This window comes from Lentzea cavernae (assembly GCF_014653695.1).
Taxonomy (GTDB): Bacteria; Actinomycetota; Actinomycetes; order Mycobacteriales; family Pseudonocardiaceae; genus Lentzea; species Lentzea cavernae.
Map to the genome: position 1 here is coordinate 211619 of NZ_BNAR01000005.1, position 20731 is coordinate 232349.

The window sequence follows — 20731 nt, forward strand, 5'->3', positions numbered from 1 at the left end:
CCAACCCGATGATCACCCCTTAGCATCGCGCACGTGCAACAGCGATACCTCGGCCGCAGCGGCCTCCGCGTCTCCAGGACCGCACTGGGCACGATGACGTGGGGACGCGACACCGACCCGGACGAGGCCGCCACCCAGCTCATGGCCTTCGCCGACGCCGGCGGCACCCTCGTCGACACCGCCGACGTCTACTCCGACGGCGAAGCCGAACGCATCCTCGGCACCCTCCTCGGCGAAATCGTCTCCCGCGACGAACTCGTCCTCGCCACCAAAGCCGTCGCCCGCCGCACCGAAGGCCCCTTCGGCGGAGGCGCCTCCCGCGGCGCCCTCCTGTCCGCCCTCGACGGATCCCTGCGCCGCATCGGCGCCGACCACATCGACCTCTGGCAACTCCACGCCTGGGACGCCGGCGTCCCCGTCGAGGAATCACTCTCCGCCCTCGACCACGCCATCTCCGCCGGAAAAGTCCGCTACGCCGGCATCTCCAACTACAGCGGCTGGCAACTCGCCACCGCCGCCCTCACCCCCACCACCTACCCCCTCATCTCCACCCAGGTCGAGTACTCCCTGCTCGAACGCGGCATCGAACGCGAAGTCGCCCCCGCCGCCCTGCACCACGGACTCGGCCTGCTCCCCTGGGCTCCCCTGGGCCGCGGCGTGCTCACCGGCAAGTACCGCAACGGCACCCCGCCCGACTCCCGCGGCGCCTCCACCCACTTCGCCGGCTACGTCGAACAGCACCGCAACGACCGCGCCGCCCGGATCGTCCAGGCCGTCGCCACCGCGGCGGAAGGCCTCGGCACCTCCGCGCTCTGCGTCGCCCTGGCCTGGGTCCGCGACCGCCCCGGCGTCGTCGCCCCCGTCGTCGGCGCCCGCGACACCAACCAGCTCATCGCCTCGCTCGAAGCCGAACAGCTCACCCTGCCCCCGGCGATCCGGGCCGCACTGGACGACGTCAGCGCCATCGAACTCGGCTACCCCGAACGCCCGATGCCCTGATTGGGCTCTCCTCTTGGCTTTGTTGGTCTGTTCGACGTGTGGGACGTGCCTGCCGGTAGGTACCAGTTTTAGTCAACACTGAAGTTATAGAGATAAATGCTGCGCCGGTCGGACGAGTTTCACCCCACCCCTTGCGTGACCAACAGGCGACCGTCAGGGATGCTGGAGAAGACGACTTTCCTCGAAGGGAACCGATCTTGCGCCGGCTCGCTGCTCTGATCCTGACCACCGCCACGCTGGCAGCGTGCGGCCAGAGCGAGGGGTCGCAGGACCCGCTGCAGGTGGCCGAGGTCCTCGAGGCGGCCAAGCCCGCCCACTCCCCCGCCCAGAACGGCACCCCGCCCGGTGAGATCACCCCCGGCGGCACGTTCACCGAGGGCGACACCACGCTGAAGTTCCAGGTCAACGGCCGCAACGTCGAGCTCGACCGGCTGCGCAGCGCCGTGTTCGAGATGGCCACCGACGACAAGGGCTCGCAGACCAGGGGCCCCGGCCTGCGAGCCGGTGACGGCGCCACCAACGGCGTCCCCGACCGCTTCGGCCGCCTGCTCGTCGTCGACACCCGCGGCGGCGAGTTCATCGCGTTCTCGATCAACCCGCTGATCATGCGCCAGCGCTACCCCGTGCCCGGCACGCCCTACGGCATCGCCTACGACGGCAAGCGCGACATCGCGTGGATCACGCTCACCGAGCGCAACGAGGTCGTCGGACTCGACGTCGCCGCGGGAGAACCGGCCGAGAAGTACCGGTTCCCCACCGTGCGTCAGCCCAACACCGTCAGCGTCGACCAGGAATCCGGGCGCGTCACCGTCACGTCCGGCGACAACGGAGGGGTACAGGTGATCTCACCATGACCGAAGGGGTGATCGACGGGGACTGGGAGTACCGGCCGCTGCGTCTGCCGCCCGGCATCTCCCGCCGCACCGCGACCACGCAGCTGGCCATCCAGGCCGAGTTCGCGGGCTGGGAACTGTCCCGCACGCTGCTCTACAGCGACGGCTCCCGCAAGATGTGGCTCCGCCGCAAGGTCCAGGCGTCCCTGTTGCCAGGCCTCATCACCTGACGACGACAGCCGAACCGAACGCGCCGGGCTCGCACTCGGCGACGAAGTCCGCCGGAAAGCCCCGCTCGAACGGGGCCGACGCCACCAGGCGCGCGACCGCTTCCGGCGGCAGCACCACCTCACCCAGGCAGTCGAGCACCTGCTCCGGCGTCCGCGCGCCCACCAGCGGCAGCGCACCGGAGGAACGCAGCCACGCCAGCGCCACCTGAGCCGGCGTCGCCCCCAGCTCATCCGCTACCTCCCGCACCGCCCTCGCCGCACGCTCCTCCCGTTCGGACAGCAGCCCGGAGCGTTGCGTGCCACCGGAGAGCTTCCCCGCCGCCAGCGGCGCCCACGCCGCCACCGTCAGCCCCAGCGCGTCCGCCATGGGCAGCAACTCCCGCTCCACGTCGCGCTTGAGCAGGTTGTACGGCACCTGCAGCCCCGCGAACGGCGTCCAGTCACGCCACTCCGCCAGCGCGTTCGCCCGCGCCACGAACCACGCCGGCGCGTCCGACACCCCGACGTAGAGCACCTTCCCCGCCCGCACCACGTCGTCCAGCGCCCGCATCGTCTCCTCGACCGGCGTGTGCCGGTCCCACAGGTGCACCCACAGCACGTCCACGTAGTCCGTGCGCAACCGCCGCAACGACCGCTCCAGAGACAAGACCAGGTTCTTGCGGTGGTTGCCGCCCGCGTTCGGATCCGCCGGGTCCCGCGTCAGCGCGTACTTCGTCGCCAGCACGAACCGGTCCCGCCGGCTCAGCACCGCGCCGAGCACCTCCTCGCTCTCGCCGTAGGCCGACGCGGTGTCGAGGAAGTTCCCACCCGCGTCCACGTAGGCGTCGATCACGGGCCTCGCCACGGCCTCGGACCGCAACGTCATCGTGCCCAGCAACAACTCCGAGACGCGCAGGCCGGTCCGTCCGAACAGTCGGTATCGCATGATCCACAGCATCACCGCGCACGGCGAACCGAGGGAGTCCCGCTCAGGGTCCCCCTAGACTCCGCGATCATGGCCGACAACGCACTGGGCCGGTTCCTGCGCGCCCGCCGCGAAGCCACCACTCCCCCGACGACCGAGCGCCGCCGCACCCCGGGGCTGCGCCGCGGCGAACTCGCCGACCGCGCCGGCATCAGCGTCGAGTACCTCACCCGCCTCGAACGCGGTACCGACCGCTCCCCCTCCGGCCAGGTCCTGTCCGCCCTCGCCGACGCGCTGACCATGACCGCGGACGAGCGCGTCCACCTCTACCGCCTGATCAAGGCGGACACGAACTGCGCCCCGCCGCCTCCACCGCCGCTGCGGCCAACTGTGCAGGCGATGTTGGACGCGCTCGAACCCACCGCGGCGGCCGTCCTCTCCCCCGCGGGCGACGTACTCGCGTGCACCGGCGGGTTCCGCGAGATCTCCGGCCTCGACGACGAGCAGAACCTCGTCCGGTTCGCCTTCAGCCCTCAGGGCAAGGCCCACCACCCCGACTGGGAGCAGATCGCCGACGACCGCGCCGCGTCCCTGCGCGCGGCCGCTGACCTGGGCGATCACTCCGCCGCCGTGCTCGCGTTCGAGCTCTCCATCACCGCCGGCGCCGCCTTCACCGACCGCTACGGGAGCGCCGCGTCGCTACCGCCCGCCACCGGCACCGAACGCTGGGGTTCCCACCTCCTGGCTTTCGAGACGCTGTACCTGTCAGGCGACGGCGAACATCGCCTGATGGTCTATTTCAGTCAACACTGAAGCAATAGAGACAGCAGAGGTTCGTCCGGATGGAACAATCCCCGCATGCCTCGCCCGGAAAAACCGCTCGACCCGTTCGCCGGGCCTGTTGAACAGTTCGCGTTCGACCTGCGCAAACTCCGCGAGAAGGCCGGCTCCCCCGGTTACCGCGAACTCGGCAGGCTCAGCCACTACTCCGCCAGCACCCTCGCCGACGCCGCCCGCGGCCAGCGGCTCCCCAGCCTCGCCGTGGCCCTCGCGTTCGTCCGCGCCTGCGGTGGCGACGAGGAGAAGTGGGAGAAGCGCTGGCGCGAGATCGGCGAGAGCGACACCCAACCCGAGACCGGCCCCTCCCCCTACGTGGGCCTCAAGGCGTTCACCGAGGAGGACGCCGACCGCTTCTTCGGGCGGGAACGGCTCGTCGGCAAGCTGCTCGGCAAGCTCGAGCACCACGACACCGTGCTGGTCATCGGCGCGTCGGGCTCGGGCAAGTCCTCACTGCTGCGCGCGGGCCTGCTCACCCGCACCGAGGGCGAGCTGATCACCCCGGCCGATCCGCTCCCCGGCACCGGCGGGCTGCTGGTCGTCGACCAGTTCGAAGAGGTCTTCGCACTCCCGCACCGCGACGAGTTCATCGCCGCGCTCACCCGGCGCGAGGGCAAGACCGTAATCGGCATGCGCGCCGACTTCTACGGCCACTGCGCCCGCTACCCCGACCTGGCGAAAGCGGTCGAGGACGCCCAGGTGCTCGTCGGCGCCATGACCACCGACGAGCTGCGCAAGGCCATCACCCAGCCCGCCGTCGAGGTCGGCTGCGCGCTCGAGACCGGACTCGTCGCCCGCCTCGTCGCCGACGCCACGGGTGAACCGGGTGTGCTCCCCCACGTCAGCCACGCGCTGCTCGAGACGTGGCGGCGCAAGCGCGGCAACACCCTCACGCTCAGCAGCTACCACGAGAGCGGCGGCATCGCCCGCGCCATCGCGAACACCGCCGAGCACGCGTTCACCGGCCTCGACGAGGAGCAGCGGGCCCAGGCGCGCCAGGTGTTCCTGCGCCTGGTGAACCCCGGCGACGGCACCGAGGACACCAAGCGCCGCGTCAAGCGCTCCGAACTCGCGGCGGACGAGGTCGTCGAACACCTCGCGAGCGCGCGCATCCTCACCGTCGACGACGACAGCGTCGAGATCAGCCACGAAGCGGTCATCCGCAGCTGGCCGCGCCTGCGGGACTGGCTCGCCGAGACACGCGACGACCTGCGCGTGCACCGCAGGCTCACCGCCGCCGCGGCCGACTGGGAGGCACACCGGCGAGACCCCGGCTCGCTCTACCGCGGTGTGCCGTTCACCCAGGCCACCGACTGGGCCCAGCGCGAGCCCGAGGCCCTCAACGCCGAGGAGCGGATGTTCCTCGACGCCAGCAAGGCCTCCGTCGAACACGAGCAGACCGCCGGGAAGCGCCGCGCCACCACCCTCCGCAGGGTCGTGGCGCTGCTCGCGGTGCTGCTGCTCGTGGCGACGGCCTCGTTCGTGTTCGCCGTGCGCGCCCAACGCCAGACCACCGAGCAACGCACCGATGCCCTCGCGCAGAAGGCCATCGCCGAGGCCAACGAGGTGCAGGCGCGAGACCCCGGCCTCGCGAGCCGGCTCCGGCTGGCCGCCTACCGGATCAGCGGTCTCCCGGCGACCAGGGACGCCGTGCTCAGCACGTTCGCGGCACCCCAGGTCACGGTCGTGCCCGGACACACCGACGCGCTGTCGTACGCTTTGTTCAGCCCGGACAACAAGCTCATGGCCAGCGCGGGGGACGACGAGCTGCTGATCGTGTGGGACGTCAGCGACCCGAACCACCCCGTGGAGCTCAGCCGCGTGCACGCCGGCGACAACGCCACCCACCACATGGCCTTCAGCCCGGACAGCCGCACGATCGCCACGGCGAACTGGGACGGGTTCATCCGCCTCTTCGACGTCTCCGACCCGCGCAGGGCCGTCGAGAAGGAACGCATCCCCGGTGGCCAGGGGCAGGTCGAGGCCGTCCAGTTCACCCCGGACGGGCGCTCGATCGTCAGCGCCGGGGAGGACGGCACCGTCCGGCTCTGGTCCCTCTCCGGCCACGCCTCGCTCGTGCGCACCATCCAGGCGCACGACGCGCTCGTGCACAGCATGTCGCTCAACAACGACGGCACCATCGTCGCGTCCTCGGCGTGGGACGGCCTCATCAAGCTCTGGGACCTCGCGACCGGCGTCCAGCTCTCCACGATCAACCCGTTCCCCAGCCTCATGGCGTCCGACGCCACCGCCTTCTCCCCCGACGGCAAGGTGCTCGCCACCGGCTCGAACAACGGCGACGTGCGGCTGTGGGACGTCACCGACCCCCGCAACCCGACGCAGATCGGTCACGCGACCGGGCACGTGTTCTCGATCCACACCATCGCCTTCTCCCCCGACGGCAGGTTCCTCGCCAGCGGCGCGAGCGACAAGACGACCCGGATCTGGGACGTGTCCGATCCTCGCGCCATCCAGCTCGCCCACGCGCTGCCCGGCCACACCGACACCGTCTACTCGGTCGCGTTCAGCCCCGACTCCCGGCGGATGGTCACCGCCAGCACCGACCCCGAGGTCCGGATCCTCGACCTCGGCAACCTCACCTACGGCCACCACCGGTGGACCGTGTGGAGGCTCGAGTACGACCAGCGCGGCCGGTTCTTCGCGACCGCCTCCAACGACGGCACCATCAAGCTCTGGCGGACGGAGGACACGCACGCCCGGGAGATCACGTCCCTGCCCAGGCTCGCACCGGACGACGAGGCGTTCACTGTCGACGTGAACCCGGCCGGCGACGTGCTGTTCGGCACGAGCCACGTGGCCAACGTCCTGTGGGACGTCAGCGATCCCACCAAGCCCCGTGAGATCAGCCGCGGGATCACGAGCGGTGACTCCATCCCCGCGGCGGACTTCAGCCACGACGGCAAGACGCTCGCCGTCGCCGAACGCGAGGGCCAGATCGCGCTCTGGGACGTGTCCGACCCGGCCGCCCCGGTCAGGACCGGCAGCTTCGCCGTGCCCAAGGCCGACACGGTGTGGCGGATCGAGTTCTCCCAGGACGACCGCACGCTCGTGATCGCGAACGGCAGCCGCGAGCTCCACCTGTGGGACGTGAGCAAGCCCTCCTCGCCCCGCGCGTACCCGGCGCTGCGCACGGACGACAACCTCGACCCCATCCGCCGCGGCGGCCAGGCGGGCCGCGAGGAGGTCATGACGGTCGTCATCCACGGCAACGTCATGGCGTTCGCGAACCAGGGCAGCAGCGGCGCCCTGTACGACATCAGCGATCCGGCCAACCCCCGCAAGCTGGGGTCCCTCCCCAACGACAGCGGGCCGCTGCAGCGCCTCGCCTTCTCCCCCGACGGCACCCTCATCGCGGCCGGGACGACCGACGACCTCGTTCGCGTGTGGGACGTGCGCGATCCCCGAAACCCCCAGGTTCGGGCAGTGCTGCACGGTCACACGGAACGGGTCTGGGGCGTGGCCTTCGCGCCGGACAACCGGACGCTGGCCACCACCGGCACGGACCGCACCGTCCGTGTGTGGGACATCGACGTGGAAGCCACAGCAGCCCGCGTGTGCGCCACTAGCTCGGCGCACCTGTCCACTCGTCATTGGGAGCAATACTTCCCCGGCGTCGAGCCGAGGCCTCTCTGCTGAACAAGACCCCCCACCTTTCCTCTCACCGCTTTTGTACTGGGAAAAGGTTGTGCGGTGTCGATGTCCGGGCGTCGTACAACAACGTCCGCGCAACTCGCGGCGCCGGCCGGGCAGAGGTGAGACATCAGTCAACACTGAAGCAATAAAATTTACCGAACCGGTTGTCGATATGATCAGATTCTGGGTCATGGAGCTCGTGCCGCACGAAGTCGGGGTCGCTCACAGCGCACTGCCGCACGACGAAACGTCCGCCCGTGCCCTGCTCGCCGAAGCCGCGTCGCAGGGCCTGCACACAGTCGTCGTCACCGCCGAGGAGGGTGACGAACGCGCGATGGCCGTGCTGCGCGAACTGCGCGCGGAATGGCAAACGGAGGACGGCCGGATCACCGCCCAGCTCGACACGGACGCCGAGGGCCAGCTGGCCCACCTCTGGGCGTTGACGGAGGAGGGGCGGGCCGCGTGGCTCGCCGCGTTCCCCCGCCACGACGACCCGAACTGGTGGATGCACCGCCTGCTGGTGCTCAACCACCACCCGGAGTGGGCGCCGTTGAAGGACTGGCTGGTCGACCAGCACGTCCGGTTGTTCGGCCGGCCGCCGGGACGGCGCCGCTCTAGCGCGGCAGGCCGCTGAAGTCCGGAGTGCGGAGCCGCTGGATCCAGGGGATCGGGTCTTCCTCCGGGACGTCCCGATCCGGCTGGACCGCGGCGAACGTCAGCACCGGCACCCTCGGCACGCCCACGGCGATCACGTCGCCGTGCGTTCCGGCGATCCACATGACGCCCGTGTCGGCGATGTTCGCGACCACGTTCAGGTCCGGGAGCACGAACTGCACCAGGGCGAGCCCGCCGGGCATTTCGGCGAGCCCGGCGACGTGCTGGTTGGGCTGCCACGGGAACAGCGTGATGGCCACGGGGGTCCACTGCGCGGAGTTGTCGACCGCCTTCACGGCGTCGCGGTACCAGCGGCTGATCTCGACCGACGTGTGGATCCCCAGCAGCCCCATGACCAGCACCAACCCGCCGACCACGAGCCCGGCCGGTGCGAACGGGACCAGGCTCAGCAGGACCACCACCGCGCCCAGGCCCGCCGGGACGGCCGACCACAGCCACGCCCGCACTCCCCACCGCAGGCCCCGGTAGGCCCTCGCGGTGGCGGCGTCGTCCAGCGGACGCCCGAGAGGCCGCTCGACGCGTTCGCGGACGGGATGCTCTTCCGCGCCGCTGTCGACCTTGGCGTTCTGCATCTTGGCGAACCCGGCGACGCGCACCACCGCCTTGCCGTCGGCGTCCGGGCCGCAGACGAAGGCCTCCTGCCGTTCGAGCGCCATGTCCGGGAAGTCCTCGAACCAGCCCCGCAGCACCAGGCCGTCGTCGAGGAGCAGCCGGTCGGTTCCGTCGTCGTGCTTCTCCGCGACCCGGACCGGAACCCGCCGCCACGGCTCGTCGAGCAGGCCGCGCCGCTCGGCCTTGGTCTCCGAGCGGTACATCAGCGGGCCCAGTCCGCACACGAACGCGATCAGCGCCAGCACCACGAACGCGCCGACGTTGCCCGGTGTGGACGGCAGCAGCCAGCACGTCACCGCGCCGGCGCCCGCCACGACCGCGATGCCGCCGAGCGCCTTCGCTCCCCAGCGCAGGTCCTGCAGGATCAGACCGGTCGACCAGTCGTCCTTCGCGGGCACGTCGGTCCGCGGTTCCAGGTACTGCACCGGTCCCCCACTGCTACGCCTTCGCGGCCACCTCGCGGATCAGGTTCGCGAGCTCCGCCGGTCGTTCCAACGGGAGCATATGTCCGGCGTCGGCCAGCACGACCGACGTTCCGCCGAACTTGACGGCGTCCGCCTCGGGCACCAGCCGGTCCTCGTCCCCCACCACGGCGACGACGGCCTTCTCCCCTGCCACCATCAACCCGGCCTCGCGGTCGTAGCGGTCCACGGCGGGCCGGAACAGCGCGACCGTCTCCGGCCAGTGCCCCCACACCATGTCCGCGGTCAGGTCGACGTCCTCGTCGGTGGGCTCGTCACCGAAGAGCCACCACCGCAGCCCGGCGGTCTTGGCGGGCTCGATCTTCTCCCGCACCGCCCGCACGATCGGCCCGAACGCCCGTTCCAGCTCCCGCACGAGCTTGCCGACGGCCTTGGGCCACGCCAGCGTCGTCTCGGACATGCCGCTGGCCGCCGTCGACACGAACACCGTGCCCAGCACCCGCTGCCCGAACAGCCGCGGCCGGCGTTCGGCCATCGCGAGCGCCGCCATGCCGCCCATCGAGTGCCCGGCGACCACGACCTGCCCCTGCGGCACGGCCCGTTCGATCAGCTCGCCGAGGTCCTCCCCTAGCTGGTCGATCGTCGCCGTCTCCTTGGACGCGGCCCCGGACGCGCCGTGGCCGCGGTGGTCGTAGGCGATGACCTGGAACTCCGGGCTCAGCAGCTCGACGACCTTGTGCCAGCTGCGGTGGTCGAGCGCGTAGCCGTGCGCCAGCACGACCGTCACCGGGGCGTCGGGATCGCCCGCGCGCACCACGTTGAGCTCGGTCCCGTCCTCCAGCAGCACCATGCGCAGTCCTTTCACCGTGTCGTCTGTTCGTCCTAACGAGACAACGCGGTTCCGGACACGCCCTAAATGCCGAGCACGACGTCCGGCGGCATCTGCCCGCCGCCGACGCCGGGAACGCCGCGGAACTCGTACCGCGACGCCTTCCCGCCGGGCTGGATGATCCACGCCTCGCCGGGCCCGCCCCCGGCCAGCACCGACTCGAACGCCTCGGCGACGTCGGACGGCGTCAGCAGCGGGAACGCGACGGCGTCGAACTCCTCCTTCGCCGCGCCCAGCAGCAACGTGTCGACGAAACCGGGGCACAGCGCGGAGACCGTGATGTTCTCGCCTGCCAGCGCCTTGCCCGCGGCCCGCGCGTACCCGACGACCGCGTGCTTGGTCAGCGTGTACAGCGGATCGGACGACATCGCCGTCAGTCCGGCCAGCGACGCCGTGATCACGATCTTCCCGCCGCCCTGCCTGCGCAACGCCGGAACCGCGGCGCAGACCCCGTGGACGACGTGGTCGACGTTGACGCCGACCAGCCTGCGGTACCGGGCGACGTCCAGGGCGTCCACCCCGCTCTGCCCGCCACCGATCCCGGCGTTGAGGTGCACGACGTCGAGGCGTCCGCACTCCCCCTCGACCTGCGCCACGACCGCGGGCATGGTCTCGGGATCGGTGACGTCACCGGCGATGGCGAGACCGCCGAACGCGGACGCGACCCGGTGCGCGCCGGCGGCGTCGAGGTCGAGCACCACCACCCGCGCACCGAGTTTCGCGAGCCGCCGCACCACCGCGGCGCCGATCCCGCCCGCGCCGCCGGTGACGAGCGCGACCTGACCGGTCAGATCCACAGTGGACACGGCGATCTCCCTCAGCTGTTGCGCAGGAAACGGTCCAGGACTCGAACACCGAACTTCAGCGCGTCGACGGGCACGCGCTCGTCCACGCCGTGGAAGAGCCCGGAGAAGTCGAGGTCGGCGGGCAGCTTCAGCGGCGCGAAGCCGAAGTTGCGGATGCCGAGCTGCTGGAACGACTTCGCGTCCGTGCCGCCGGAGAGCATGTAGGGCAGCACGCGGGCGCCGGGGTCCTCGGCGATGATCGACGCCGTCATCGCGTCCACCAGGGCGCCGTCGAACGTCGTCTCGACCGGCGGCAGGCCGACCCACTCGCGTTCGACGTCCGGGCCGAGCAGCTCGGCGAGCTCGCGGTCGAACGCCTCCTCGCGGCCCGGCAAGATGCGGCAGTCCACAGTGGCCTCGGCGGTCGACGGGATGACGTTCGCCTTGTACCCGGCGGAGAGCATCGTCGGGTTGGCCGTGTCGCGCAGCGTCGCGCCGATCATCCGCGACAGCGCGCCGAGCTTGCCGATCGAGCCCTCGACGTCGTCGTCGGGGAACTCGAGGCCGGTGATCTCGGTGACGCCGTCGAGGAACTCGCGCACGGACGGGCGGATGATCAGCGGCCACTGGTGCTGGTCGAGCTTGGTGACGGCGGCGGCGAGCTTCGCCACGGCGTTGTCGCGGTGGATCATGCTGCCGTGGCCCGCGGTGCCCTTGACCCGCAGCTTGAGCCAGCGGATGCCCTTCTCGGCGGTCTCGACGAGGTACGCGCGGACGTCGTCCTTGAGCGTGATCGAGAAACCGCCGACCTCGCTGATCGCCTCGGTGACGCCCTCGAAGAGCTCGGGCCGGTTCTCCACCAGCCACTTCGCGCCGTAGAGCCCGCCTGCCTCCTCGTCGGCGAGGAAAGCGAACACGATGTCGCGCGGCGGCACGACGTTCTCGCGCTTGAAGTGCCGGGCCAGGGCCAGCGTCATGCCGACCATGTCCTTCATGTCGACCGCGCCGCGGCCCCAGACGTACCCGTCCTGCACGGCGCCGGAGAACGGGTGCACCGACCACTCCGAGGCGTCGGCGGGCACGACGTCGAGGTGGCCGTGCACGAGCAGCGCGCCACGGCTGGGGTCGGCGCCCGCGAGGCGTGCGACGACGTTGCCGCGGCCCTTGGCGCCGGACTCGACGTAGGTGGTCTCGTAGCCGACCTCGGACAGCTTCTCGGCCACCCACTCGGCGGCCTTCCGCTCCCCCACGACCGTCGCGGGATCACCCGTGTTCGTCGTGTCGATCCTGATCAGCTCGCTGACGAGCGTGACGGCCTCTTCTTCAGCCAGTGCCAGTGCGTTCCCCGTTGTGCTCACCCCGTCTTCCTACCATCCGCTAGAACACCGACCAGCCCGTGAGAGTGGTGAAACGGTCCAGCGCGTCGACACCGGCGACGGAGTTGCCGCGCACGTCCAATCCTGGACTCCACACGCAGATCGCGCACTTCCCGGGGACGACGGCGATGATGCCGCCGCCGACACCGCTCTTGCCGGGCAGGCCGACGCGGTAGGCGAACTGGCCGGCGGCGTCGTAGGTGCCGCACGTGAGCATGACGGCGTTGACGCGCTTGGCACCGCTGACGCCGAGCAGCCGGGTGCCGTCGTTGCGCACTCCGTGGCGGGCGAGGAAGAGGGTGGCCTTCGCCAGGTCCGTGCAGCTCATCGCGATCGAGCACTGCCGCACGTACTCGTTCACGACGACGTCGACGGGGTTGCGCATGTTGCCGTAGGAGGCCATGAAGTGGGCGAGCGCGCGGTTGCGGTCGCTGTGGTCCAGTTCGGACTTGGCGACCTCGGGGTCGACGTCCAGCGCGGGGTTGCCGCTCTCCTGTCGCAGGAACCCGAGGAGGCGGTCCGCCGCGCCGAGGCCGAGGTGGTCGGTGACGACGACGGCGCCCGCGTTGATGAACGGGTTGCGCGGGATGCCCTGCTCGGTCTCGAGCTGCACCAGCGAGTTGAACGGCGACCCGGACGGCTCGCGGCCGACGCGGGTCCACACGTCGTCGTTCTCGGCGAGGGCCAGAGCGAGCGTGAACGCCTTGGAGATGCTCTGGATCGAGAACGGCCTGGAGTGCTCCCCCGCGCGGAAGACCTCGCCGTCCAGTGTCGCGACGGCGAGGCCGAAGGCGTGCGGGTCGATCCTGGCCAGTGCCGGGATGTAGCCGGCCGGGGTGCCACCGGGCGTCACCTCGGCGGCGATGCGGTCCACCAGCTGCTGGAGCTCCATGGCCGCCATCCCATCACGGGACGGGTGTCACGCCACCTGGAACTCGTAGAACTTGGTGACCTGGCCCGCCTTGACGGTGCACGGGACGTGGACGACGCCGATCCAGGTCGGCTCGCCGTTCTGGTAGCGCGGCGTCAGGGCGAGGTCCGCGGTGCCCAGGTTGATCGACGTCGTGCCGGCGTTGGCGAGCGTCAGTGCGGGCAGGGTGCCGCTGGCGACGACCTGGAACGTGCCGGAGCTCGGAACCGGCGTGTTCGGGATGGTCAGCGTCGACGACAGGTTCTGGACGCTGCCCGCGTTGTCCACGGCGATGTTCGTGGTGAGCGTGCCGTCGACCGAGCGGCCGCCGATCCACCACAGCGTGTTGCGGACGTCGTCGGACACGGTGGACGTCACCGTCGCCGAGGCCGGTGCGGTCGGCACCCCGACCGCGGCCGAGTCCGGCAGGTCCGGCGAGCTGACCACGGACGGCACGTCGTGCGTGCCCGCGATCGAGAACTGGCAGGAGTACGTGATGTTCAGCGAGGCGGTCGCGGCGGAACTCGTGCCGGCCGTTGCCACGCTCAGCGCTCCGGCGACCATCAGAACTGCGGCGGCGCGCGCGAAAAGTCCGGTCTTCATCTGCAGGGACCTCCTGAGTACGACATTGAACTGCAAGAAGGCGGTGTTGCTTTACTCGCCAGTAAAGTAACCGCGCCGCATTCCGGGAGGCAAGCAAAAACACGCTTTTGTCATCCGCGTGCGAAATGACTTCCGGCGATTTGTCAGTCGCGCTGCAACAAATAGTGCGCGCGCAGGGCGAGTTCGAGGGTGAAGCGCTCCTCGGCGTCGTGCATCCGGTCGCCGAACAGTTCGTCCAACTGGTTCACGCGGTAGCGCACGGTCTGCGGGTGCACCTGCAGCCGGGCGGCGACCTCGGGGGCGCCGCCGCGGGCCGACAGCCACACCAGCAGGGTCTCGGCGAGCTTGGTGCGCTGCCGTTCGGTGAGCGGCGCCAGCGGCGCGAGCGCCCGTCCGGCGAGCTGGCGGGCGAGGAACTCGTCGGCGAGCACGGTCAGTTCGACGAGGTGGTCGGCGCAGTCGAGGACGGGTCGGTCGGGCAGCACCTTCGCCCCGGCGAGAGCGAGCACACGTCGTGCGCAGGCCAGCGATGCTCGGGCATCCTTGGGTTCCACGGGCAGGCCGACCGCCGCCCGCCAGCCTGGCAGGGCCCTGCGCAGCCAGCGGGAGTCGGCCGCCGGATTCGGCACCAGCAGGTACGGCGTGGCGTCCTCGAGGTCGACCAGGACGTCGGCCGGAAGGTCGTCCACAGGCGCGGCGGAGGGTTCGAGAGCGACGGCGGCCAGCCGGTCGGGCATCGGCCACGCCGCCGCCCGCGCCGCGTCCAGCACGGCCTGCCAGTTGCTCGCGGGGTCGCCGACGAGCAGTTCCATCAGCTTGCGCCGCTTGCGTTCCAACGTGCCGGCGGCGCTCGCCTGCGCGGCCGCATAGCCCTCGACCGACAGGCTCACCAGCTCGTCGACGTGGGCGATCATCGCCTCGCCGAGCACCGACATCTCGCGCAGCGACAGCTCGCGCTGCTCGGCGAACCCGCAGACGTGCCGCCACGCCACCCGCGCGCCGATCCGGTAGGCGGCCTGCAGGCTGTCGAGGCTGCGCCCGGACTTGAACTCCCACGCGCCGAGCTTGCGGTGGATGTCGTCGTGCGGGTCGGGCTCGGACTCCGGCGCGGCGATGCGGTCGACGAACTTCACCAACGCCTGCCGGATTCCGACGACCACGTTCTCGCGAAACAGGCTGTATTCCGGGATGGCTTTTTCGATCGCGTCGAAAATGCTCACCGAAACGGGCGCCACTTCCATTCGGAGAAGGGGCGCCAGTTCGTGCGGGACCGATCTGCGCGGATCGTCCAGCCCAGTCATCCTGGCGAGTGTAGGAGTAAAACGAGACCCGGTCGTTCAGCCAACCGGGCCAACTGCTTCACATGAAGAACAGCCGAGCGACCGCGTCCCGTGCAACCAGGAACCCGGCGATGCCGAGGATCCAGCCCGTCATGCCCGCACCCTTCTCCGCGAACCACGTGCTGATCTTCGTGAGGAACGGCTCGATCCTCTCGCGCAGCGCGAGCCTGCCTCCGAGCAGCAGGAGCGCCGGCAGGATCATGACCAGGCAGTACCCGGCGAGCAGCAGCCCGATCTGCCCCGCGGTCAGGTCGGCGGCGCTCATCATCCCGATCGCGCCCAGGTACGGCAGCATCGTCGCGAGCTCGACCACGCCCGCCAGCACCGCGACGCCCGCGAGCGCCACGGTCGACCGGTTCGCGCGGTGCTGCCACTTCGCCGTGTCGAGCTTCTTCTTGCCGTCGAAGCGAAAACTCACGACGAACAGGAAGACGCCGATCACCAGTTGGGCCCACAGCACGAACTGGCCGTCCAAGTGCTTGAACAGCTGCGAGGCGCCGAGCACGATCCCGACGCCCACCACGAAGTAGAAGACGGTGATCGTGCCGAGGTAGACGGCGAACCTGCTCGCCTTCAACCGCCCCGGCGTGAGCATCAGCCAGATCGGGATGAACAACGTCCCGATGCTCGTCGAGTCGAGCAGCGCCAGCCCCGCCAGCGCCGCCACCAGTCCCAGTGTCACGTGCTCCCCCACAGTCGTTCGAGGTGGTGCGCGATCACCCGCTGCGCCACCTCCGTCGTCATCACCCCGGGCTCCAGCGCCCGTTGCGCCGTCACCCCGTCGACCAGGGCCGCGAGCCCGACGGCTTCCCCGCCGTCCAGACCCGCCGCCTCCAGCACGTTCCGGCACAGATCCCTGATCACCCGCGCCCCTTCCACGTGCCGTTCGAGCAACACGGGATTCGCGGCCGCCCTCGCAGCGAACGCGAGCCACACGCGTGCGCGCGGCGCGTCATCCACGAGCGCGATGGCGCACAACGCCTCGCACAGCTGGTCCTGGAGGCTCCCCTCCTGGTTCAGGACCGCCTGCACGCTCGCCGTCAGCTCCTCCACCAGCTGGTCCTGTGCGAACAGCAGCAGCTCGTCCTTGCTGCGGAAGTACTTCTGCAGCAAGCCCGTCGTGGCGTTCAGCTCCCGGGCGATCCTCGGCAGACTCGCCGCGTCCAGCCCCTCGGCGTCGACCACCCGGTAGAGCGCGGCCACCACCTGCTGACGCCGTTCGGCGGGATCCGCGTGTTTTGGCACGACCGTGAGATTACGTCCTTAATCTAACGCTGGCAACTCCGAGCCAGGTTGCGCAGCGAGCCGGCCAGGTGGTCGGGGCCGAACATGGGGAACTCGAGGTACTCGCGGACCTCCGGTCCGACGTCGGTCCAGTCGTAGGTCAGCGTGACCTCGGCTTCGTGTGCGCTGAGCGGGGTGATGTCGTAGCGCCAGAACCACCCGCCGAACCCCAGTTCGCCGTCGTCCTTGCGGTACCCCGTCCTCCAGGCGATGGCCCGCGGCGGTTCGACCACCGTGACCTCGTTGGCGGTCTCGTAGTTCCCGTCGGGGTGGTTCGGGTGGTACATGGCCATCCGGAAGACCTGGCCGACCTCGGTCAGCGGCGCGCGGTCGACAACGTCCTGAACCCACCCGGTGCCGTCGATCGCGGCGTGCGTGGCGGGATCCGCCAGCACCTCGAACACCCGCTCGGCGGGGACGTCGAACGTCAGTGTCGCGCTGACGAATTCCCTGTCCATGATCTGCACGCTCCTTCGTGGTTCGGGTCTCACCCACACGTCGAACACCGTGATCGCGATTCGACATGAGGCGGCTGCCACGCGCGACCTCATGACATCTGTCATGGAGAACTGATGTGGGACCGCACTGCCGGTCGCCGCTGTTCCCCGAGATGGTTGAGTCATGACAGCGATCGAGGTGCGGGGGCTGACCCGCCGGTACAGCGGAGGTTTCGAAGCTGTGCGGGGCGTGTCCTTTGAGGTGGAGCGAGGCGAGATGTTCGCCCTGCTCGGCACGAACGGTGCGGGGAAGACCTCGACCGTGGAGGTGGTGGAAGGGCTCTCGCGTCCGGCTGAGGGGTCCGTGCGCGTGCTCGGCCACGACCCGTTCGCGGAACGTTCGGCGGTGCGCCCGCGGATGGGCGTGATGCTGCAGGAAGGCGGTTTCCCGCCCGACCTCACGGTGTCCGAGGCGACGAAGATGTGGGCGGGGACGCTGACCGCGCCCCGACCCGTCGAGGAGGCGTTGACGCTCGTCGACCTGGCACACCGCGCCTCGGTGCGGGTGAAGCAGCTCTCCGGCGGCGAACGACGCCGCCTGGACCTCGCGCTGGCGTTGCTGGGCAAACCGGAGGTGCTGTTCCTCGACGAGCCGACCACCGGCCTCGACCCGGAGAGCCGGCGCAACACGTGGGAACTGATCCGCTCGCTGCTGCGCGACGGCGTCACCGTGCTGCTGACCACGCACTACCTGGAAGAGGCGCAGAAACTCGCCGACCGCCTGGCGATCATGCACCGCGGCCGGATCGTCGCCCAGGGAACGGTGTCCGAGGTGGTCAACGCGTACCCGTCGCGCATCTCGTTCGTGCCGCCCAATGGCGTGCCGCTGCCCGTCGTCGCCGACGCGGACTCGTCGGGCCGCGTCACCGTGCGGACGAACGAACTGCAATCAACCCTGCACGAACTCCTCGTGTGGGCTGCTGCCAACAACGTGGAACTGTCCGGTTTGGACGCCCGCTCGGCGTCGCTCGAAGAGGCGTTCCTGGCGATCGCGGAGGAGGCGGCATGAGGGCCGTGGCCATCGGACAGGCCGAGCTGAAGTTGTTCTGGCGCAACCGAACCGCGCTGTTCAACTCACTCCTGCTGCCTCTGCTCCTGGTGCCGGTGCTGATCTCGGTGGACGCCGAGGGCGTACCACTCGTCGTCGGCCTCGTCGGCTTCGCACTGCTCATGGCGGTGTACTACAACCTCGTCACCACGTTCGTCGCCCGCCGCGAGGAACTCGTGCTCAAGCGCCTGCGCGTAGGCGAACTGACAGATCCCGAGATCCTCGTAGGCGCGTCCCTGCCGTCCGTCGTGGTGGCACTGGGCCAGATGGTGCTCTACTGCCTCGTCGTCGGGGTGATCACCGGCGTCGAACTGCCGTCCCGACCGTGGTTCCTGCTGCTAGGTGTTTTGGGTGGCGTCGCCGTCTTCGTACTGCTCGCAGCCGCGTCCTCAGCCTTCACACGCACCGTCGAAATGGCCCAGGTGACCTCACTGCCGGTCCTGATGGCGTGCCTGTTCGGCTCCGGACTGATGTTCCCGCTCTCCGCCCTGCCCGAAGCCCTCGGCCGGGTCCTGCAGTACCTGCCCCTGACACCGGTCCTGGACCTCCTGCGCGCCGGCTGGGGCGACGGCCCCGTCCTGAAACCGTTGATCGTCCTGGCGGTGTGGATCGGCCTGGGCACCTACGCTGTGCAGCGGTGGTTCAGGTGGGACCCGCGGAGGTGACCTTGCTCGGCTGGTGGCGCTCGCGCGGCAACGCGGCACGGTTCGACCTCTTCGTCCGCTACACGTTCTACCTCAGCTACGTGTTCCTGCCACCACTGCTGATCATCGGATTCGCCAACGAGGTCAGCACCGCCGCCCTGATCATCCTGGTGGCGACGGTGCTGGCCTACGTGGTCCTCAGCTTCCGCCTGGTCCACTTAGGCATAGAGCACCACCTGGGCCGAGGCCCCTTCCCCCGCCGCCTGCTCACCACCTACCTCATCGCCACCTGCGCAATCCTGGTCACCGGCCAACTCACCTACCCCGACCCGGTGCAGGGCAAGCCCGACAGCCCCGGCGACGGCATCACGGTGATCTTCCTGGTGATCGCGGTCACCACTCTCTCCGGCGTCCTCCGCCCCCGCACCCTCGTCCTGTTCGCCCTGGCCGGCGGCGCCTGGATGTTCCTGACAGCCCCACCAGGCAACGCCTTCTTCATGACCCTCATGCTGCAGTTCCTGGTAGCCGCGTTCCGCTCAACCCTCTGGATGCTCCGCATAGTCTGGGAACTGGACCGCTCCCGCGAGGTCCGCGCCAACCTCGCAGTAGCCGAGGAACGCCTCCGCTTCGCCCGCGACCTGCACGACGTAGTAGGCCGCAACCTCTCAGCAGTAGCCCTGAAAGCAGACCTGGCAGCCCAACTAGCCCGCCGAGACCGCTCCTCCGCCGCCATCAACGAAATGCTGGAAGTCCGCCAAATCGCCCAGGACTCCCTCGACGAACTCCGCGCCGTCGTGAGCGGCTACCGCACAGCCGACCTCTCAGCAGAACTAGCAGGCGCCCGCTCCCTGCTCGCCTCCGCAGGCATCGACTGCCGAGTAATAGGCGACGTGACCTTCGAAGGCGAACCAGCCGGCGCCCTGGGTTGGGCCGTGCGCGAGGGCGTAACCAACGTCCTACGCCACAGCGAGGCCCGCACCTGCACAATCACGTTGCGCGGCAAGGTACTGACCATGACCAACGACGGCGCCACCTCAACCACCTTCCGCTTCGGCAGCGGCCTAACAGGCCTGCACGAACGCGTAGCGGCCCTAGGCGGCTCCGTAACAGCAACCTCAGAAGCTCCCAACCGCTTCATCCTGACCGTGGAGCTACCGTGATCCGCATCCTCCTGGCCGACGACGAACACCTGATCCGAGGCGCCATGGCCGCCCTGCTCTCCCTAGAGGACGACCTAGAGGTAGTGGCCCAAGCAGCCACCGGCGCAGAAGCCCTGGCAACCGCCCGAGTAGTCCGCCCAGACGTAGCCGTCATCGACCTGCAAATGCCAGACCTGGACGGCGTCTCAGTAGCCCAATCCCTAGCCCTCGAACTACCTTCCTGCTCCACCATGATCGTCACCAGCCACGGCCGCCCAGGCCACCTCAAACGAGCACTGGCAGCAGGCGTCCGAGGCTTCCTCCCCAAAACCGTCTCCTCAGACGTACTAGCCACAGTCGTGAGAACCGTCCACACAGGCGGCCGCTACGTAGACCCAGCCCTAGCCGCAGAGGCCATCAGCGCAGGCGACAGCCCCCTAACCCCACGAGAAGCAGACGTCCTAGAGCTAGCCCTAGAGGGCGCCCCGATCGACGAGATCGCCCGCCGCGCCTCCCTCTCCCCAGGCACAGTCCGCAACTACCTCTCCTCAGCCGTGGGCAAAACCGGCGCCTCCAACCGCCACGAGGCCGCCCGCTTCGCCCGAGCCCGAGGCTGGATCTAACCCTCCCCGCCTCGACCGCCGCCGCTTATCACTTGCCACCAGACCCCGGTGATCTTGCGGCTGCCACACCAAGCCCTGCTCGCGCAGGTATACCAAGCGCCTCTACCAGCACCAATGCACGTACGACGCCCCGATTTTGGCATGCACCGACGATCATGTAATCTAGGCACACACCACGGCGCGAGCCGCAGCAGAACTAAATACGTCCGGGTGGCGGAATGGCAGACGCGCTAGCTTGAGGTGCTAGTCCCCGAAAGGGGGTGGGGGTTCAAGTCCCCCCTCGGACACAAAATTAATGCAGAAGGCCGGTTGACCAGTTGGTCAACCGGCCTTCTGCATTATGCCGATTTCGCCGAACTTACTTTCCAGGCCACGGCGAGAACATCGTCGGACAAGCTTGTTTCTGCAGTTCACGCCACCTGTCCCG

21 protein-coding genes and 1 tRNA gene are annotated in these 20731 nt (G+C 69.7%); 11 read left to right on the top strand and 11 right to left on the bottom strand.

Annotated elements, in window-relative coordinates; all coding sequences use genetic code 11:
- Positions 1–33: 33 nt before the first annotated feature.
- The 3 genes from IE307_RS18490 (at position 34) to IE307_RS18500 (ending at position 2062) form a co-directional block, all read left to right on the top strand.
- Positions 34–999: an aldo/keto reductase gene (locus IE307_RS18490; RefSeq protein ID WP_191299216.1), complete on the top strand. Its 966-nt coding sequence runs from the start codon at positions 34–36 to the stop codon at positions 997–999.
- 197 nt (positions 1000–1196) lie between these two features.
- Positions 1197–1853 carry a YncE family protein gene (locus IE307_RS18495; RefSeq protein ID WP_191299217.1) on the top strand — a complete coding sequence of 219 codons (657 nt, stop codon included), beginning with the start codon at positions 1197–1199 and terminating at the stop codon, positions 1851–1853.
- Positions 1850–2062 (top strand): DUF5703 family protein, encoded by a 213-nt coding sequence (locus IE307_RS18500; RefSeq protein WP_191299218.1) that lies wholly within the window; start codon positions 1850–1852, stop codon positions 2060–2062. Before IE307_RS18495 ends, IE307_RS18500 begins: the two co-directional genes overlap by 4 nt.
- Here the strand turns inward: IE307_RS18500 and IE307_RS18505 are convergent.
- Positions 2055–2987 carry an aldo/keto reductase gene (locus IE307_RS18505; protein WP_191299219.1) on the bottom strand — a complete coding sequence of 311 codons (933 nt, stop codon included), beginning with the start codon at positions 2985–2987 and terminating at the stop codon, positions 2055–2057. The genes IE307_RS18500 and IE307_RS18505 overlap by 8 nt on opposite strands.
- 69 nt (positions 2988–3056) lie before the next feature.
- Between IE307_RS18505 and IE307_RS18510 the strand changes: the two genes are divergently transcribed.
- The 3 genes from IE307_RS18510 to IE307_RS18520 all read left to right on the top strand — a co-directional run bounded on the left by IE307_RS18510 (position 3057) and on the right by IE307_RS18520 (position 8091).
- Positions 3057–3779: a helix-turn-helix domain-containing protein gene (locus tag IE307_RS18510; RefSeq protein ID WP_191299220.1), complete on the top strand. Its 723-nt coding sequence runs from the start codon at positions 3057–3059 to the stop codon at positions 3777–3779.
- Positions 3780–3824: 45 nt separating this feature from the next.
- The gene (locus IE307_RS18515) at positions 3825–7460 is read left to right on the top strand and encodes an nSTAND1 domain-containing NTPase (protein ID WP_191299221.1); all 3636 of its coding nucleotides are present in this window, start codon (positions 3825–3827) and stop codon (positions 7458–7460) included.
- Positions 7461–7647: 187 nt separating this feature from the next.
- Positions 7648–8091 (top strand): hypothetical protein, encoded by a 444-nt coding sequence (locus tag IE307_RS18520; RefSeq protein WP_229904835.1) that lies wholly within the window; start codon positions 7648–7650, stop codon positions 8089–8091.
- On the opposite strand, the gene IE307_RS18525 is transcribed toward IE307_RS18520, so the two are convergent.
- From IE307_RS18525 to IE307_RS18570, 10 genes are all read right to left on the bottom strand, one after another.
- Positions 8072–9169, bottom strand: coding sequence for a hypothetical protein (locus IE307_RS18525; protein WP_191299223.1), 1098 nt, complete (start codon positions 9167–9169; stop codon positions 8072–8074). The genes IE307_RS18520 and IE307_RS18525 overlap by 20 nt on opposite strands.
- A gap of 13 nt (positions 9170–9182) precedes the next feature.
- Positions 9183–10016: an alpha/beta fold hydrolase gene (locus IE307_RS18530; protein WP_191299224.1), complete on the bottom strand. Its 834-nt coding sequence runs from the start codon at positions 10014–10016 to the stop codon at positions 9183–9185.
- Positions 10017–10078: 62 nt separating this feature from the next.
- Entirely contained in the window at positions 10079–10861 is a 783-nt protein-coding gene (locus IE307_RS18535) for an SDR family oxidoreductase (protein ID WP_191299225.1), read from the bottom strand.
- Positions 10862–10872: 11 nt separating this feature from the next.
- The gene (locus IE307_RS18540; RefSeq protein ID WP_191299226.1) at positions 10873–12198 is read right to left on the bottom strand and encodes a M20/M25/M40 family metallo-hydrolase; all 1326 of its coding nucleotides are present in this window, start codon (positions 12196–12198) and stop codon (positions 10873–10875) included.
- Positions 12199–12217: 19 nt separating this feature from the next.
- Positions 12218–13108, bottom strand: a complete 891-nt coding sequence (locus IE307_RS18545) for a glutaminase (protein WP_191299227.1) — start codon at positions 13106–13108, stop codon at positions 12218–12220.
- 27 nt (positions 13109–13135) lie between these two features.
- The gene (locus IE307_RS18550; protein ID WP_191299228.1) at positions 13136–13729 is read right to left on the bottom strand and encodes a DUF6801 domain-containing protein; all 594 of its coding nucleotides are present in this window, start codon (positions 13727–13729) and stop codon (positions 13136–13138) included.
- A gap of 143 nt (positions 13730–13872) precedes the next feature.
- Positions 13873–15030 carry a PucR family transcriptional regulator gene (locus IE307_RS18555; RefSeq protein ID WP_191299229.1) on the bottom strand — a complete coding sequence of 386 codons (1158 nt, stop codon included), beginning with the start codon at positions 15028–15030 and terminating at the stop codon, positions 13873–13875.
- Positions 15031–15088: 58 nt separating this feature from the next.
- Positions 15089–15751, bottom strand: a complete 663-nt coding sequence (locus tag IE307_RS18560; protein ID WP_191299230.1) for a GAP family protein — start codon at positions 15749–15751, stop codon at positions 15089–15091.
- Positions 15748–16314 (bottom strand): TetR/AcrR family transcriptional regulator, encoded by a 567-nt coding sequence (locus IE307_RS18565; RefSeq protein WP_191299231.1) that lies wholly within the window; start codon positions 16312–16314, stop codon positions 15748–15750. The genes IE307_RS18560 and IE307_RS18565 overlap by 4 nt, the downstream gene beginning before the upstream one ends.
- A gap of 23 nt (positions 16315–16337) precedes the next feature.
- Positions 16338–16811: an SRPBCC family protein gene (locus IE307_RS18570; RefSeq protein ID WP_191299232.1), complete on the bottom strand. Its 474-nt coding sequence runs from the start codon at positions 16809–16811 to the stop codon at positions 16338–16340.
- 163 nt (positions 16812–16974) lie between these two features.
- On the opposite strand from IE307_RS18570, the gene IE307_RS18575 reads away from it, so the two are divergent.
- The 5 genes from IE307_RS18575 (at position 16975) to IE307_RS18595 (ending at position 20591) form a co-directional block, all read left to right on the top strand.
- Positions 16975–17859, top strand: a complete 885-nt coding sequence (locus IE307_RS18575) for an ABC transporter ATP-binding protein (RefSeq protein ID WP_191299233.1) — start codon at positions 16975–16977, stop codon at positions 17857–17859.
- On the top strand, positions 17856–18563 hold the full coding sequence (locus IE307_RS18580; protein WP_191299234.1) for an ABC transporter permease: 708 nt from the start codon (positions 17856–17858) through the stop codon (positions 18561–18563). Before IE307_RS18575 ends, IE307_RS18580 begins: the two co-directional genes overlap by 4 nt.
- Positions 18560–19702, top strand: a complete 1143-nt coding sequence (locus IE307_RS46775) for a sensor histidine kinase (RefSeq protein ID WP_229904836.1) — start codon at positions 18560–18562, stop codon at positions 19700–19702. Before IE307_RS18580 ends, IE307_RS46775 begins: the two co-directional genes overlap by 4 nt.
- Complete coding sequence (locus IE307_RS18590; protein ID WP_191299235.1) at positions 19699–20304, top strand: response regulator transcription factor; 606 nt, start codon at positions 19699–19701, stop codon at positions 20302–20304. The genes IE307_RS46775 and IE307_RS18590 overlap by 4 nt, the downstream gene beginning before the upstream one ends.
- Positions 20305–20508: 204 nt before the next feature.
- Positions 20509–20591 (top strand) — tRNA-Leu (locus IE307_RS18595).
- The last annotated feature ends 140 nt before the right edge of the window (positions 20592–20731 follow it).